At 46.2% G+C, this 15,981-nt stretch carries 13 protein-coding genes; 3 read left to right on the top strand and 10 right to left on the bottom strand.

Going from position 1 to position 15,981, the window contains the following annotated elements:
• Positions 1 to 7: 7 nt before the first annotated feature.
• From aspS to ICV89_RS09940, 8 genes are all read right to left on the bottom strand, one after another.
• The gene (aspS, locus tag ICV89_RS09905; protein WP_215308482.1) at positions 8 to 1,807 is read right to left on the bottom strand and encodes an aspartate--tRNA ligase; all 1,800 of its coding nucleotides are present in this window, start codon (positions 1,805 to 1,807) and stop codon (positions 8 to 10) included.
• 16 nt (positions 1,808 to 1,823) lie between these two features.
• Positions 1,824 to 2,477 carry a DUF502 domain-containing protein gene (locus ICV89_RS09910; RefSeq protein ID WP_215308483.1) on the bottom strand — a complete coding sequence of 218 codons (654 nt, stop codon included), beginning with the start codon at positions 2,475 to 2,477 and terminating at the stop codon, positions 1,824 to 1,826.
• Positions 2,478 to 2,541: 64 nt separating this feature from the next.
• Complete coding sequence (gene ubiB, locus ICV89_RS09915; protein WP_215308484.1) at positions 2,542 to 4,128, bottom strand: ubiquinone biosynthesis regulatory protein kinase UbiB; 1,587 nt, start codon at positions 4,126 to 4,128, stop codon at positions 2,542 to 2,544.
• Between the two features lie 6 nt (positions 4,129 to 4,134).
• Positions 4,135 to 4,752, bottom strand: coding sequence for an SCP2 domain-containing protein (locus ICV89_RS09920; RefSeq protein WP_215308485.1), 618 nt, complete (start codon positions 4,750 to 4,752; stop codon positions 4,135 to 4,137).
• Between the two features lie 52 nt (positions 4,753 to 4,804).
• Entirely contained in the window at positions 4,805 to 5,716 is a 912-nt protein-coding gene (locus ICV89_RS09925) for a Tim44 domain-containing protein (protein ID WP_215308486.1), read from the bottom strand.
• A gap of 56 nt (positions 5,717 to 5,772) precedes the next feature.
• Complete coding sequence (ubiE, locus tag ICV89_RS09930) at positions 5,773 to 6,516, bottom strand: bifunctional demethylmenaquinone methyltransferase/2-methoxy-6-polyprenyl-1,4-benzoquinol methylase UbiE (RefSeq protein ID WP_215308487.1); 744 nt, start codon at positions 6,514 to 6,516, stop codon at positions 5,773 to 5,775.
• A 28-nt stretch (positions 6,517 to 6,544) separates the two neighbouring features.
• Positions 6,545 to 6,934: a gamma-butyrobetaine hydroxylase-like domain-containing protein gene (locus ICV89_RS09935; RefSeq protein WP_215308488.1), complete on the bottom strand. Its 390-nt coding sequence runs from the start codon at positions 6,932 to 6,934 to the stop codon at positions 6,545 to 6,547.
• Positions 6,934 to 10,773 (bottom strand): FAD/FMN-binding oxidoreductase, encoded by a 3,840-nt coding sequence (locus ICV89_RS09940; protein WP_215308489.1) that lies wholly within the window; start codon positions 10,771 to 10,773, stop codon positions 6,934 to 6,936. The genes ICV89_RS09935 and ICV89_RS09940 overlap by 1 nt, the downstream gene beginning before the upstream one ends.
• Positions 10,774 to 10,908: 135 nt before the next feature.
• Here ICV89_RS09940 and ilvA point away from each other — a divergent pair, with 135 nt between their 5' ends.
• Genes ilvA through queF form a run of 3 tightly spaced genes read left to right on the top strand, consistent with a single transcriptional unit; the run spans position 10,909 to position 14,178 of the window.
• Entirely contained in the window at positions 10,909 to 12,429 is a 1,521-nt protein-coding gene (ilvA, locus tag ICV89_RS09945; RefSeq protein ID WP_215308490.1) for a threonine ammonia-lyase, biosynthetic, read from the top strand.
• A 13-nt stretch (positions 12,430 to 12,442) separates the two neighbouring features.
• On the top strand, positions 12,443 to 13,351 hold the full coding sequence (locus ICV89_RS09950; RefSeq protein WP_215308491.1) for a 5'-nucleotidase: 909 nt from the start codon (positions 12,443 to 12,445) through the stop codon (positions 13,349 to 13,351).
• Entirely contained in the window at positions 13,351 to 14,178 is an 828-nt protein-coding gene (queF, locus tag ICV89_RS09955) for an NADPH-dependent 7-cyano-7-deazaguanine reductase QueF (RefSeq protein ID WP_215308492.1), read from the top strand. The genes ICV89_RS09950 and queF overlap by 1 nt, the downstream gene beginning before the upstream one ends.
• 67 nt (positions 14,179 to 14,245) lie before the next feature.
• On the opposite strand, the gene ssb is transcribed toward queF, so the two are convergent.
• Together ssb and ICV89_RS09965 are read right to left on the bottom strand one after the other, a co-directional pair.
• The gene (ssb, locus tag ICV89_RS09960) at positions 14,246 to 14,701 is read right to left on the bottom strand and encodes a single-stranded DNA-binding protein (RefSeq protein ID WP_046330869.1); all 456 of its coding nucleotides are present in this window, start codon (positions 14,699 to 14,701) and stop codon (positions 14,246 to 14,248) included.
• Positions 14,702 to 14,782: 81 nt separating this feature from the next.
• Entirely contained in the window at positions 14,783 to 15,967 is a 1,185-nt protein-coding gene (locus ICV89_RS09965) for an MFS transporter (RefSeq protein ID WP_215308493.1), read from the bottom strand.
• Positions 15,968 to 15,981: the final 14 nt, after the last annotated feature.

Consider the following 15,981-nt stretch of genomic DNA (forward strand, 5'->3'; position numbering starts at 1 on the left):
GTCTTACTTAAGCGACAGGGGTAGCTTGGCGCAAACGAATATGAAGCTCTTTTAGCTGACGCTCATCTACTGGGCTAGGAGCCTGAGTAAGTAAGCACTGTGCACGCTGTGTTTTCGGGAAGGCGATCACATCACGAATAGATTCAGCACCTGTCATCATCGTCACAATACGGTCCAAACCAAATGCGATACCGCCGTGTGGAGGCGCACCATACTGCAAGGCATCTAATAAGAATCCAAACTTCGCTTGAGCCTCTTCAGCACCAATCTTCAAGGCACGGAATACCTGGCTTTGCACTGCCTCTTGATGAATACGGACAGATCCACCACCAATCTCGCTACCGTTCAGAACCATGTCGTAGGCTTTAGCTAAGCACTTTCCTGGGCTGGACTCGAGATACTGCATATGCTCATCCTTAGGGCTAGTAAATGGATGGTGACATGCAACCCAACGGGCATTGTCTTCATCATATTCAAACATGGGGAAATCAACCACCCACAATGGTTTCCAACCTTCGGTAGATAGGCCATGCTCTTTACCCCAAGCAGAGTGACCAATCTTCAGACGCAAACCACCGATAGCATCATTCACTACTTTTTCTTTATCAGCACCGAAGAAAATAATATCGCCATCTTTGGCGCCAGTGCGCTTCAAGATGCCATCGATAGCAGCATCATGCAAGTTCTTAACAATTGGAGATTGCAAGCCATTACGACCTTCTGCAACGGAGTTTACTTTGATCCATGCCAAACCTTTGGCGCCATAGATCGCTACAAATTGCGTGTAGTCGTCAATCTCACTACGACTAATCTCAGCACCGCCAGGTACGCACAAACCAACTACGCGTCCGCCCTCTTGATTTGCTGCACCAGAAAATACTTTGAAATCGACATCCTTCATTAAGTCAGTCAATTCAGTAAATTCAAAATTCACACGTAGATCTGGCTTATCTGAACCAAAGCGCGCCATACCTTCTGAGTAAGGCATGGTTGGGAATGGATTAGGCAACTCTACGTTCATGGTGATTTTGAAAATATGGCGAATCATGTTTTCAAATAACTCACGGATTTCTAGCTCATCCAAGAAAGCGGTTTCACAATCGATCTGAGTAAATTCAGGCTGACGATCAGCACGCAAATCTTCGTCACGGAAGCACTTAGTAATTTGGTAGTAACGATCAAAACCAGCCACCATCAACAACTGCTTAAATAACTGGGGAGACTGTGGCAAAGCAAAGAACTGACCATCATGCACCCTTGAAGGTACCAAATAGTCACGTGCACCTTCAGGAGTGCTCTTCGTTAACATCGGTGTTTCGATATCGATAAAACCTGCAGCATCGAGATAACGACGGCATTCCATAGCGACGTTATAACGTAAACGTAAATTCTTTTGCATTTGTGGACGACGCAAATCCAAAACACGGTGAGTTAAGCGAGTAGTCTCAGATAAGTTCTCGTCTTCCAATTGGAATGGAGGAGTAATGGACGCATTCAAAATAACTAGCTTGTGACAAAGCACTTCAATTTTGCCGCTAACTAAATCATTATTCTCAGTTCCGGCAGGACGCGCACGCACTAAACCTTTAATCTGAACACAAAATTCATTGCGAACCTGCTCAGCCAATGCAAACATCTCAGGGCGATCTGGATCGCAAACAACTTGCACAAAACCTTGATGATCACGCAGGTCAATAAAGATCACGCCACCATGGTCGCGGCGACGATTAACCCAACCAGAAAGGGTAATCTCTTGACCAATGAGTGATTCAGTTACCTGACCGCAGGTATGGCTTCGCATCGACATAACAATTTCCTATAAATCAAAGATGGGGGTTTGACTGGCTAGCAGTCAAACCAGTTGAACTGGTGGGGGGAACTGAGCCCATTGAAACAATATGTTTGAGCGCCTCTTCGACACTCATCTCTAATGCAATGGTGTGAGCACGTGGGACGATCATAAAAAATCCAGAGGTTGGATTTGGAGTCGTCGGTAGGAAAACATTCACGTAATCCTCGCCCAACTTAGCAGCAACTTCTTTTGCTGGCATACCAGTCTGAAACGCAATCGCCCAAGAATCTGCATGGGGATAGCGAATTAATAATGCCTTGCTAAACGCCTGGCCACTGCCAGAAAACAAAGTGGAAGATACTTGCTGAACACTGGAATAAATCGATCGCACAATCGGAATGCGATTCATCAAGCGATTCCATACCTTCATCCACCACTGCCCCGCAAAACTAATTGCAAGCAACCCAGTGATCATGATGACTGAAATCACAATCAGGATGCCCACACCTGGTAATTCACGGAAATGTTGTAAATCACCGGCAAACTGATTGGGGAACACGGCAATAATGGCATGCATTACAGAACCAAAAACACCATCGAGCAGACCCAATCCCCATGCAATCACCCAAATGGTGATTGACATCGGTGCCCACACCAGAATGCCTGCGATAAAGTATTTTTTCATTTGCCCACGCTTACGCTTTGCCTAACCTGGCATTTTAGCGGTTTAAGCGGCAGCCGGCGACAGTCTAGTAAAGACCAAGGCCGATTATCAGAATCCCAGCCAAAAAGCCGCCCGCAAACAGCAATGCCCCCACTAAAAGGCGATGGGTCCGTCTTTCCTGCAGTAAAAGGCCTTTTAAGACCTCTAATTCAGCATTTTGGTCTCTTTGCGGGCCGCGCCCTTGTGCCAAACTCTCCGCAATCAGGCGGGGCAAGGTTGGCAGTATTTTTGCCCAAGAAGGGGCTTCACTTTTCAGCCCCTCAAGCAATCCACGCCAACCCAACTGCCTGCTGATCCATTTTTCCAGAATCGGCTTTGCAGTCTGCCAAAGATCGAGATCGGGGTCTAATTCACGTGCCAGACCTTCCACATTTAACAATGTCTTTGATAGCAGGGACAGTTGCGGCTGTACTTCGACCTTAAAACGACGAGATGTTTGGAACAAGCGCACTAGAACAATGCCTAAAGAAATATCTTTTAGAGGTCGATCAAAGTAAGGTTCGCAAACGGAGCGTACCGCACCTTCTAATTCTTCCACACGGGTATCTGCAGGTACCCAACCGGATTCCACGTGTAATTCTGCTACACGCCGATAATCTCGATTAAAGAAGGCTAAAAAGTTGAGTGCCAAGTAGTTTTTATCGGTTTCACTTAATGCACCAACAATTCCAAAATCCAGAGAAATGAATCGCCCAAAGCTACCTGGCTCTAGGCTAATCATGATATTTCCAGGGTGCATATCTGCATGGAAAAAACCATGTTCGAATACTTGAGTAAAAAATATCTCTACACCTTCTGCTGCTAATTTTTTGAAATCTACTCCAGCGGCCCGCAATTCATCAAAACGACCGATAGATATACCGTTCATTTTTTCCATGACAATCACATTGGTGTGACATAAATCCCAGTACATTTCTGGAATCATGAGCTTGTCGGAATCAACAAAATACCTTCTCAACTGACTGGCATTAGCAGCCTCACGCATGAGATCGAGCTCATCATGCAGATGCCTATCAAACTCAGCAACGTTTTCAGTTGGCTTTAAACGACGACCGTCAGAAGATAATTTTTCAATAATTTTTGCCAGGTCGTACATTAAAGCAATATCGCTCTCAATGACGGGGAGGATGCCTGGACGTAGGACCTTGATCGCAACCTCTCGACCATCCCACTCTGGATGCCTCTCAGTGGCACGTAAAGTTCCAAAATGTACTTGAGCAACAGACGCACTAGCTACCGGTGTTGCATCAAAACTAATAAAGATTTCTTCAATCGGTAAACCAAGCGCCTTCTCAATTAAGAGTCGTGATTCTGCATTGGAAAATGGTGGTACTTGATCTTGCAACTTTGCCAATTCGTTGGCAATATCTTCTGACAATAAATCACGTCTAGTAGAAAGCACTTGTCCAAATTTAACGAAGATCGGACCGAGTGCTTCTAAGGTTAGGCGGATGCGCTCACCCCTTGGTAGAGATTGTCCTGGTGATATCCAGCAAAGAATACTTAATAGACCACGGGAAATCCCAGGCTTCAGAATATCGCGCAGTAGTGGCAATAAGCCATAACGCCATGCGGTAAAGAAAATGAAATAGAGACGGGCTAAACGACGCACAATGAATTAACCTTTTCGGTCTAAAAGTTGGATGCGCTTTTCTAAACGATCAACCGCATCACGCAACACATTTAATTCATTCTTACGAATTAAAAAATCTCGTTTATTCAAGAGGACTTTTCTTTCTTCACTGACATATTCAATTACATTTTCTATTAGATCGGTCGCTGCAGATTTCCCAGCAGCAATGAATTTTTTACCTTGACGTACAGCAAAGTTTGCAGGCGCATCGCCAATGAAACGCGCTAGGTCTTCCTCATACTCCCACCGAATTTGGCCTGCTAAGCGGCCCAATAGCTGTGCCAAGTCAGCATCGCCAGTAATCTTCACTGACTTCATGGCTTGCTCCCGCAAGTTGCCAGGTCCGCCAGCTAAAGCGCTCAATGCTTCAGAGGAAACCTCTAACTCTAATGACGGGGTATCCGCATGAGTCAATGCAACGAGGGAGCCCTCGGCCGCTATCTCAAAAAAGAGCTGCCCAATCGGCAAGCCCAGCAAAATGACTTTGCCAGCATGGCGAGCCAACTCCGCCATAGCCCATGGCTCTGCCTTGAGGACATGGTTTATGCCTCGGCAAGCGGCAGACGCTGCAATATGGTGGGTAGTGGGAGATACGGTGTTCATCAGTGTAAAAAACCCGCACAAGTGCGGGCTTTCAGTGGAAAGTACTACAAGCTTAAACTAACTGAGAGATACCCGCTAGTACCCAGCCTCCAGGACCGCTTACTGGCTTGCTGAGGTTCCAAATTTCAGAGAAGCTATTTGCCTGTGCACCCACTTGCTCACGAATCATGCCAGTGAACTGCACGCTACAGTAGTACGTATTGTCAGCTGTTTCAATTCCGAGTAACTGCGCATTGAGTGTCACTACATCGGTTTGATTAGCGCTGTCAGCACGTCCAGCTAGATCTTGCTCAATTGTGGCAAACATCTCTGGGGTGGTGTACTCACGTAATGCAGCCAAATCGCCCTGATCCCACGCCTTTTGTAAGCCCGAGAAAAACTGTTTAGCATTATCCAAAAATGCGTATTCATCAAACCCTGGCGGAAGCGTTGATTGGAAAGGCGCAGGCTCAGCAGCAACGCCACTAAATGCACTAGCAGCCGGTGTGAAAGCCGGCTCTTGTCTTGGCGCCTGGTCTAGATTGCTACGCTGCATACCTTGTGAAGTCATTTGAGGACTTTTATTGGCGCCGGATAAAGCGGGCATCATTTTTCTCATAATGAACATGATGGCAAAGCCTGCTAGAGCTGCAATCAGTAATCCAGTAATCAAAGAAGATGCACCCTCACCTAAGCCAAAATGGGATAAGAGGAAGCCAATACCAAGACCTGCGGCTAAGCCACCCAAGATGCCACCCATACCACCAAAGCGACTTGGTGCTGGCGCTTGAGGAGCCGCAGCTGGTGCAGCCGGTTGTGCTTGTTGAGTTGGCTTTTGTGCGGGAGTGGCTTGTTTTTGCATTGGCGCACTTGGTGCCTTACCAATACTTTTACCGCTGCCTAAACGGGCAGCATTGGCATGACCAACAGTAGCAAATATTAAGCTGACACTTAACAAAACTGCTTTGAAAAAATGCTTATTCATATTTTGATCCCCTATAGAACTACTTTAATTCTTGACTAGCAAAAACTACAAATTCACTAGTATTTAATACCAATATGCAGTGCAACGATACCCCCAGTCATTCTATGGGTATCTACCTCGTCAAAACCCACTCCCAGCATGATGTCTTTAAGGGCCTCAGCATCTGGGTGCATCCGAATAGATTCGGCCAAGTAGCGATAGCTCTCAGAATCTTGAGCAATCTTTTCTCCCAGCCAAGGCAACACCTTAAATGAATAGGTGTCGTAAATCGGCCCTAAAAAAGCGTCCGGTTTCGAGAACTCCAGCACCAATACTCGACCACCAGGCTTAATTACTCTGAGCATTTCTGCCAAAGCAACATCTTTATGAGTCATGTTTCGCAAGCCAAACGCTACTGTCACCACATCAAAGTGATTCGCCGGGAAAGGAATTTTTTCCGCATCGAACTGAACGCAGGGTAAAGCCATTCCCTGATCGAGAAGACGATCCCGGCCAACTCCCAGCATGGATGCATTGATGTCACTTAACCACACTTGCGCTTCAGGGTTATGACCCCAGCCTGCTGCACGCGCAAAGGCAGCAGCTAGGTCACCCGTACCACCAGCAATATCCAATACTTTTTGACCGGGGCGCACTTGAGCACGAGCAATCGTGACTTTTTTCCATAAGCGATGTAGTCCGAATGACATTAAATCATTCATCACATCATATTTACTCGCTACAGAATGAAATACCTCGGCGACTTTACCCGCTTTTTCAGCTTCATCAACGCTTTGGTATCCAAAATGGGTCTTGCTCATATTCTTCTTTGCTTAATTGAAATGACGGTTAATGACTGCCACAGGATTTACCACCGGCAACACTCATCGGCGCATCACGATCTAGACCAGCAGCGGCGAGTTTATCCAAGTGCTCTTTCCATAATGCATCTTGGTTCTCGCATAAAAATTGTAGGTAATCCCAAGAATACAAACCAGAATCATGTCCATCCGAAAACGAAGGCTTCAGAGCGTAGTGGCCTACTGGCTCAATATTCGCTATCAGCACTTCACGCTTACCAGTTTGCAGAGTCTCCTGCCCAGGACCATGGCCTTGGACTTCAGCCGAAGGAGACACCACCCTTAAAAATTCAAAAGGTAGGCGAAAGGTATTGCCATTCTCATAAGTGAGCTCAAGTACTTTTGACTGCTGATGTACTACAACATTAGTTGGAATCATTAAACCAATACCCTCTCAATACCACCTTGATTTGCCTTAGCAACGTAATCTTGCATCCAATCAGGGCCTAATAATTTTTGCGCCATTTCAACTACGATGTAATCGGCGGTGGTCTCACTATCCGCATCAAAGCGAGTGAGGCCTTGTAAACAAGATGGGCAGCTAGTGAGGACTTTGACATCACCAGTAAAGTCATCTTTGCGTAATTCGTTGGCAGCCTTCTCCATTTCAATCTGCTTACGAAAACGCACCTGAGTTGAAATATCTGGACGTGTTACCGCAAGAGTTCCAGATTCACCGCAGCATCGATCATTCTTCTGAATAGCTTTGCCATCCTCTGACTGAATTAACTCATTCACAGTCTTGAGGGGATCTTGCAATTTCATTGGTGAGTGACATGGATCGTGATACATATACTTCACACCGGTCACATTCGACAGCTTGACACCCTTCTCCAGTAAATACTCATGAATATCAATAATGCGGCAACCAGGGAAGATCTGTTCAAACTGATAACCCGCTAACTGGTCATAACAAGTGCCACATGACACCACAACAGTCTTGATATCTAAGTAATTTAGGGTATTGGCTACACGATGAAAGAGAACGCGGTTGTCCGTAATCATCTTTTCCGCTTTATCAAAATCGCCATTGCCACGCTGTGGATAGCCGCAGCAGAGGTAGCCCGGAGGTAATACTGTTTGCACGCCCACATTCCAAAGCATTGCTTGCGTCGCTAAACCTACCTGCGAGAACAATCGTTCAGAACCACAACCCGGAAAATAGAACACTGCCTCAGTATCCGCGGACGTTGTTTTTGGATCTCGAATAATCGGAACGTAATTCGCATCTTCAATATCTAAGAGTGCACGAGCAGTTTTCTTCGGCAGATTGCCAGGCATTTTCTTATTTACAAAGAAAATGACCTGCTCTTTAATATTCGGCTTCGTAACCGTGGCGGGTGGGTGAGCAGTTTGTTTACGCGCGAACTTACGGAACACATCATTACCCAAACGCTGGAGCTTATAACCCCATCCAATCATAGTCTTACGAACTAGATTAATAGTATCTGGATCGGTAGCATTTAAGAACAGCATCGATGCCGCCGTTCCCGGATTAAAGCGTTGCTGCCCCATCTTGCGCAACAAGTTACGCATGTTCATCGAGACCTCACCAAAATCAATATTGACAGGGCAAGGCGTTAAACACTTATGGCATACAGTGCAATGTGCTGCAACGTCATCAAACATTTCCCAATGACGAATCGATACGCCACGACGCGTTTGCTCTTCATACAAGAAGGCTTCGATTAAAGAGGAGGTTGCCAAAATTTTGTCACGTGGGCTATACAGTAAATTAGCACGTGGTACATGTGTGGAGCAGACTGGCTTGCACTTACCACAACGAAGACAATCTTTGACGCTATCAGCAATTGCGCCAATATCGCTTTGCTGCATGATGATGGATTCATGACCCATCAAACCAAAGCTTGGAGTATAGGCAATGCTAAGATCCGCATGCGGCATTAACTTGCCCTTGTTAAAGCGACCCTCAGGATCCACACGCTTTTTGTAGGCGCGGAAATCCTTAAGCTCAGCCTCAGTCAGATACTCAAGCTTAGTGATACCAATACCATGCTCACCAGAAATCACACCGTCTAATGAGCGAGCTAATTTCATAATCCGATCGACAGCGCGATGAGCATCTTGCAACATCTCATAGTCATCCGAATTCACCGGTATGTTGGTATGCACATTACCATCACCAGCGTGCATGTGTAGCGCTACAAATACACGCTTACGTAAAATATTTTTATGAATAGATTCCAGTTCATTGAGGATAGGCTCAAATGCTAGGCCGCCAAAAATGATTCTGAGTTCAGCGCGCACTTCTGTTTTCCATGAAGCCCGCAAACTGTAATTCTGTAGGTCTGGGAAATAAACATCCATCTGCGTCAGCCAATCTGACCAACGCGCCCGTACCTTCTCAATCAGTTCAAGAGCTTGCTGTACGCGGTCACCCAAAATTTCAGCGCTGGGAATTTCATAGTCTTCATCATTTTTGCCAAGTGGCAGGGCACTCTTTTTAAGGAAAGCTTTGAGGCCATCTAAAACTTGTAGCTTATTTTTGAGGGAGAGCTCAATGTTGATACGCTCAATACCGTTGGTGTACTCCCCCATGCGTGGCAATGGAATCACGACATCTTCATTAATCTTAAAAGCATTGGTGTGGCGAGCAATCGCTGCAGTACGCGCACGATCTAACCAAAACTTTTTACGCGACTCAGCGCTAACCGCCACAAAACCTTCACCCACACGATTATTAGCCATACGCACAACTTCGCTAGTCGCAGCTGCTACAGCCTCTTCATCGTCACCAGCAATATCACCAATCAATACCATCTTAGGCATTGCATTGCGCTTGGATTTAGTGGAATAACCGACCGCTCTCAGATACCGATCATCCAAGTGCTCTAAACCGGCCAAAATTGGACCACCATTCTTACTCAAGCCATCGAGATAGGCTTTGATTTCTACAATACTTGGAATAGCTTCTTGCGCCTGACCAAAAAACTCCAAGCAAACAGTCCGCATGAATTTAGGCATGCGATGCAAAATCCAAGTAGCACTCGTAATTAATCCATCGCAACCTTCTTTTTGAACACCGGGCAGACCTGATAAAAACTTATCAGTGACATCCTTACCTAAGCCCTCTTTACGAAAGCGCTTACCCTCTACCTCTAGCGTTTCTGTTTTGAGAACATGTTTACCTGGCTCACCCGCACCATCAGACCAAGTCAGCTTAAAGCGTACTTTTTCTGCTACGTGAATTTTTCCTAAATTGTGATCAAGGCGCTCAATGTCCAGCCAATTACCTTCTGGATCCACCATGCGCCAGCTGGCCAAGTTATCTAATGCAGTACCCCATAAGACCGCCTTCTTACCACCGGCATTCATGGCAATGTTGCCACCAATACAACTTGCATCGGCAGAGGTAGGATCAACCGCAAACACTAGACCAGAGCGCTCTGCAGCATCTGCAACTCTTCGTGTAACTACACCGGCACCAGTAAAGATAGTTGAAACTTCATGATCTACACCTGGCAAACGCTTTGCCTTGACGCCATCAATTTGCTCAAGCTTTTCAGTATTAATCACTGCCGACATAGCGTAGAGAGGAATAGCGCCACCGGTATAACCAGTACCACCTCCACGCGGAATAATGGTTAAACCCAAGGCAATACAAGCTTTCACAAGGCCAGGGATCTCAGACTCGTAATCAGGTTTAAGAACAACCAATGGAAACTCAACGCGCCAATCAGTCGCATCAGTCACATGCGCTGCACGTGAGACACCATCAAAACAAATATTATCTGTAGCAGTGATACGACCAAGCTCTTTCCGAGCACGCTTGCGAATCTCCGCCACCTCTTTAAAGCCCTGCTCAAAACTCTCAACTGCGCGATGTGCAGCATTCAGTAAAACCTGAACTTGCTCCACCGATTCACCACTAGATCTTTTTTTGACTTCGCCAAGGCGATGCCATAAAGCGTCAATTAATAACTGACGGCGATTGGCGTTATCCAATAAATCATCTTGCAAGAAAGGGTTACGTTGAACTACCCAGATATCACCCAACACCTCGAACAACATGCGAGCTGAGCGACCAGTGCGGCGAATCCCACGCAAATCATTCAGAACGCGCCATGACTCCTCGCCCAGTAAGCGAATAACGATTTCACGATCGGAAAAGGAGGTGTAGTTATAGGGAATTTCGCGGAGGCGGGGTGAGCCCGCTTCGGCATCCAACAACTGGTTCAAAGCTAATGGGGCGTTCATAGCGTCATATTTGGTAAATATGCATTTTAATTGAGGGACATTGATATTGGCAGGAAACCAATAAAGATGTTGGCTTGGGGCGATAAACCCCTTCAAATCTAAGGGCTTAGAGCCCGTTCATGGTACGCTCATCGCATGGCAACGAACTATTTAAAGAAAATTTTATCGGCTCGAGTCTACGATGTAGCTAGGGAAACAGAGCTCCAAGTAGCGCCCGAACTCACAAAGCGCTTAGGCAATCAAGTATTGCTCAAAAGGGAGGATAACCAGCCGGTTTTCTCATTTAAATTACGTGGCGCCTATAACAAAATGGCCCACTTACCCTCAGAAGCCCTAAAAAGGGGAGTAATTGCCGCTTCAGCAGGCAATCATGCCCAAGGCGTTGCTCTAGCGGCAGCCAAAATGAAGTGCAAAGCAGTCATCGTGATGCCACTCACCACACCCAGCCTCAAAATTGATGCCGTCAAAGCTCGCGGGGGCTCTTGGGTAGAAGTGATTTTGCATGGTGAATCCTATAGTGATGCCTTTAAATACTCTGAGCTTTTAGAGAAAAAACGAGGGCTAACCTTTGTTCACCCTTTTGATGACCCTGATGTGATTGCAGGGCAAGGTACGATTGCCTTGGAAATCTTTCAGCAACATCAAGAGCCAATTGATGCCATTTTTGTAGCTATTGGTGGTGGCGGTTTAATCGCTGGCATTGGGGAATATGTCAAAGCGGTCAGCCCCAAGACTAAAGTGATCGGCGTTCAATCCGTTGACTCGGATGCGATGAGAAGGTCACTTGAAGCCAACAAACGCGTCGAGATGAAAGATGTAGGTCTTTTCTCAGACGGTACGGCAGTAAAGTTGGTTGGCAAAGAAACTTTCCGTATTTGTAAACGCGTAGTTGATGACATCGTCACCGTAAATACCGATGAAATCTGCGCTGCGATCAATGATGTCTTTACAGATACCCGCAGCATTCTAGAGCCTGCTGGCGCTTTAGCTATTGCAGGTATGAAAAAGTATGTAGACAAGCATCGCCTAAAGAAGAAAACATTGGTAGCGATTGCTTGCGGTGCCAATATGAATTTCAGTCGCCTGCGCTTTGTCGCAGAGCGTGCCGATGTTGGTGAATTCCGCGAAGCTGTTTTTGCTGTAACTATTCCTGAGGAGCGAGGCTCATTTCGGCGCTTCTGTGAATTACTCGGCAATCGCAATGTCACTGAATTTAACTATCGCATTGCTGATCAAAGTGAAGCTCATATTTTTGTCGGCATCGGAACACAAAAGGCGAGTGATAGCGGCACGATTGCAAAGCATTTCCGTAAAGCAAAGTTTGCAACAATTGATCTGACTCATGATGAGCTAGCAAAGTCTCACTTACGCCACATGGTGGGTGGTCGCTCAACCCTCGCCCAAGATGAGTTGCTTTACCGCTTTGAATTTCCGGAGCGCCCAGGTGCACTCATGAAGTTCCTCACGAGTATGGCGCCAAACTGGAATATCAGCCTGTTCCATTACCGCAATCATGGTGCAGACTATGGCCGCATCCTTGTTGGTTTACAAGTGCCTAAAAATGAGCAAAAGAAATTTCAAAGTTTTTTAGCATCGCTTGGCTATCCGCATTGGAATGAAACCGATAACCCGGCTTATCGCCTGTTTCTCAAATAAGATGTAATTCGCAATGTCATACACACTTACCGGAAAACTCGTTGTGGCGATTTCATCGCGAGCACTATTTGATTTTGAGGAAGAGAATCGCATCTTCGAATCCACCGATGACAGCGCCTATATGAAGCTGCAATTAGAGCGCCTATCTAAAGCTGCTCAAACAGGCGTTGCTTTTCCATTGGTAAAAAAGTTGCTAGCCTTTAATGAGGAGGGTGAGCAACGTGTCGAGGTGGTGATTCTCTCTCGCAATGACCCGGTTAGTGGCTTACGCGTATTCCGCTCAGCCGAACATCATGGTCTTCATTTAGAGCGCGGTGTATTTACCAGAGGGCGTCCACCTTATCACTACTTGCGCTCTTTACATGCCAACCTATTTCTCTCTGCAAATGAAGATGATGTACGTGCCACAATTGATGCAGGCTTTCCTGCAGCTCGCGTCTATCCAGAATCTAGCAAAACTGCAGAATCACACCCCAATGAAATCCGTATTGCATTTGACGGAGATGCCGTTCTCTTTTCTGATGAAGCTGAACAAGTCTTTCAGAGTGAAGGCTTGGTAGCCTTTGTAGATCATGAAAGCAAAAAAGCTGCGATCCCTCTGCCGCCGGGCCCATTTAAACCTTTGTTAGAGGCACTCCATCGATTGCAGCGCACCACTAGCGAGAAAGGGATGCGCATTCGTACTGCTTTAGTAACCGCTCGCTCTGCACCTGCACATGAGCGCGCTATTCGCACACTGATGGCCTGGGGTGTTGATGTTGATGAAGCCATGTTCCTTGGCGGACTTTCCAAAAGCGAATTCCTCCGTGAGTTCGAGCCAGACTTTTTCTTCGATGATCAAACGGGTCACTGCCAATCTGCTGCTTCAGTAGCGCCGACTGGTCATGTGGTATCTGGCGTATCCAATAAGCCTAAAAACTAATGTCCACACTTTCGCTTGGTCAAGCAACACCCTACCCTGATCAATATGATCCAAGCTTACTATTCCCGATTGCCCGTTCCGAGAATCGCCTTAAGCTCGATATCAAACCAAATCAAGCCTTGCCTTTTGTAGGCGTCGATATTTGGAACGCCTTTGAACTGAGCTGGCTAAATAAAAAAGGCAAGCCTCAGATTGCCTTAGCAGAATTTCAGGTTCCAGCCGATTCGCCGAACATGATTGAATCTAAATCATTTAAGCTCTACCTCAATAGCTTTAATAGCGCTCGCTTTGAAGATGAAGCGGAAGTTCGAGAACGATTGATCACTGATTTATCCGCAGTGGCGGGCAGCAAGATTGCTACCCGAATTAATCCAACTGAAGCAGTTGCCAAAAAAGGAATGCAGGAGATGAGTGGCGTTCTGATGGACCGCCTGGATATCGAGATAGATCCAAACTTATCTGCAGACCCCACCTTGCTTGAAGTTAATGAATCTTTTGGACCAATCGAGCAATGCCTGGTTTCCCATTTGCTCAAATCCAATTGCCCGGTAACCGGTCAACCAGATTGGGCTAGTGTGCAAATTCGTTATCAAGGCCGTCCGATTTTGGAAGAAGGCTTACTGCGCTATCTCATCGGCTTTCGGCAATTGGGTGAGTTTCACGAACATTGTGTTGAAACTATCTTCACCGATATCAAACGCCAGTGCAAACCAGAAAAGCTCTCTGTCTACGCGCGCTACACCCGACGTGGTGGGCTCGATATCAATCCCTTCCGCACTGATCATAATTCGCCTTGGCCGGAAAATATTCGCCATGCAAGGCAGTAACAAAAACAGCAGTAAAACAAAAAGCCCTTCTTGAAGGGCTTTTTATCTTAGGCAAAAAACGCAATCCTTAAAACGGAATATCGTCATCCATTGCGCCAAGGGATGCCGCATTAGACGATGCTGGCGCAGAATTCTCAACCGGCTTTGAGCGACTGTAACTTTCACCACCATCACCGCTGCCACCGACTGGCTTGCCACCCAGCATTTGCATTGTTTCTGCAACGATCTCAGTGGAGTATTTTTCTTGGCCACTAGCATCAGTCCACTTACGTGTACGTAAACGACCTTCTACATAAACCTGTGAACCTTTTTTGAGATATTGACCAGCGATCTCTGCAAGTTTTCCAAAGAATGCAACACGGTGCCATTCTGTGGTTTCTTTCATTTCGCCAGACTGCTTATCTTTATAACGATCTGATGTCGCTACTGAAATATTAGTTACTGCGTCGCCACTTGGCATATAACGCGTTTCTGGATCACGTCCTACATTACCTACGATGATGACCTTATTTACCGAAGCCATGCTGTCTCCCGAAGAAAAATAATACGATTAATTAAATCTGAAATGTAGCTAAAAAAATAAATGGAATCAGTAAAGCTACAACTATGCCTTTGCAGTTAAATCCTTTGAATCCACTACTTTTGCAGGTAATTCGCGCATCGACCAAGCAATTATAAGCCAGCACAAAAGCAATGCTGCACCCATGACAAAGACCGATAAATTACCATGGGCATCCATTAACCAACCCCCAATAGCGGCACCTGTAAAGAGGCCTATCGACTGGGTAGTGTTGTAAACGCCCAGAGCAGTTCCCTTGGATTCTTTTGCATAACGAGTTACTAATGAGGGTTGCAGCGCCTCCAGGAGGTTAAAGCCTACAAAGTAAACCAGCAGTGCCACTGCAATCAGCATCACGGATGAGGCTTGTGTAAAGATGATTTCAGCAATAATCAGAAGAACGATCGCTATTAATAAAACAATTCGTATACGTTGTTTTTTCTCACCGTATATCAAGAGTGGAACCATAAACACAAAAGAGAGTAAGACGACTGAAAGATAAACTTGCCAGTGTGCACTCAGCGGAAATCCCGCTTGCTCTAATAGGCGCGGCACTACTAAAAACATAGCCACTTGGGTGGCGTTTAAAACAAACACGCCCAGATTGAGGCGCATGAGCTCTGGGCGCAGAAATACCTGCTTCAGTGAATCTTGTTGTGCATACACTTCAGGCTTGTTATTTGGCAATACAAAATAAGCTACTAACATCGCTATGGCGCCTAAGATTGCCAATACTAAAAACATCCCGCTTAAGCTAATCATGCGATAAAGCGGGGCAGCAACAACCAGCGAAACAGCAAACGATAATGAAATACTTACGCCGACCAAGGCCATGGCTTGACTGCGCACTTGCTCCCGAGTGAGGTCAGCAACCCAAGCAGAGACTGCTGCAGAAATTGCTCCAGCGCCCATGATGCCCCTCCCAATGGCGATCCAAAGCAAATCGTCCTTTGCTGCGCAAATCAATGCTCCGGCAACAAATAAGGACAGACCCCATAAAACGACTTTTTTTCGACCGATTCGATCAGAAAGCCTACCTAAAGGAATATGGAAGCAGGCCTGAACAATATTGAAAATGCCCAGTGTTAACCCTATTAGGAACGCTTGGTCGCCTCCAGGCAAGTCTTTGGCATGGATGCTAAAGACAGGCAAAAGCAGAAAAAGGCCTAGCATTCGGAGGCCAAAGATGCCTGCCAAGGCTAAAGCGGAGCGAAGTTCAGAAGGATTCATGGGAAAGAGCTATA

Origin of the sequence: Polynucleobacter sp. Adler-ghost (assembly GCF_018688495.1) — a bacterium.
Lineage (GTDB): Bacteria > Pseudomonadota > Gammaproteobacteria > Burkholderiales > Burkholderiaceae > Polynucleobacter.

Excerpts from the sequence above, each read along its gene's own strand:
- aspS (WP_215308482.1), bottom strand. The coding sequence starts at position 1,807 with ATGTCGATGCGAAGCCATACCTGCGGTCAGGTAACTGAATCACTCATT.
- ICV89_RS09910 (WP_215308483.1), bottom strand. The coding sequence starts at position 2,477 with ATGAAAAAATACTTTATCGCAGGCATTCTGGTGTGGGCACCGATGTCA.
- ICV89_RS09920 (WP_215308485.1), bottom strand. The coding sequence starts at position 4,752 with ATGAACACCGTATCTCCCACTACCCACCATATTGCAGCGTCTGCCGCT.
- ICV89_RS09925 (WP_215308486.1), bottom strand. The coding sequence starts at position 5,716 with ATGAATAAGCATTTTTTCAAAGCAGTTTTGTTAAGTGTCAGCTTAATA.
- ubiE (WP_215308487.1), bottom strand. The coding sequence starts at position 6,516 with ATGAGCAAGACCCATTTTGGATACCAAAGCGTTGATGAAGCTGAAAAA.
- ICV89_RS09935 (WP_215308488.1), bottom strand. The coding sequence starts at position 6,934 with ATGATTCCAACTAATGTTGTAGTACATCAGCAGTCAAAAGTACTTGAG.
- ICV89_RS09940 (WP_215308489.1), bottom strand. The coding sequence starts at position 10,773 with ATGAACGCCCCATTAGCTTTGAACCAGTTGTTGGATGCCGAAGCGGGC.
- ilvA (WP_215308490.1), top strand. The coding sequence starts at position 10,909 with ATGGCAACGAACTATTTAAAGAAAATTTTATCGGCTCGAGTCTACGAT.
- ICV89_RS09950 (WP_215308491.1), top strand. The coding sequence starts at position 12,443 with ATGTCATACACACTTACCGGAAAACTCGTTGTGGCGATTTCATCGCGA.
- queF (WP_215308492.1), top strand. The coding sequence starts at position 13,351 with ATGTCCACACTTTCGCTTGGTCAAGCAACACCCTACCCTGATCAATAT.
- ssb (WP_046330869.1), bottom strand. The coding sequence starts at position 14,701 with ATGGCTTCGGTAAATAAGGTCATCATCGTAGGTAATGTAGGACGTGAT.
- ICV89_RS09965 (WP_215308493.1), bottom strand. The coding sequence starts at position 15,967 with ATGAATCCTTCTGAACTTCGCTCCGCTTTAGCCTTGGCAGGCATCTTT.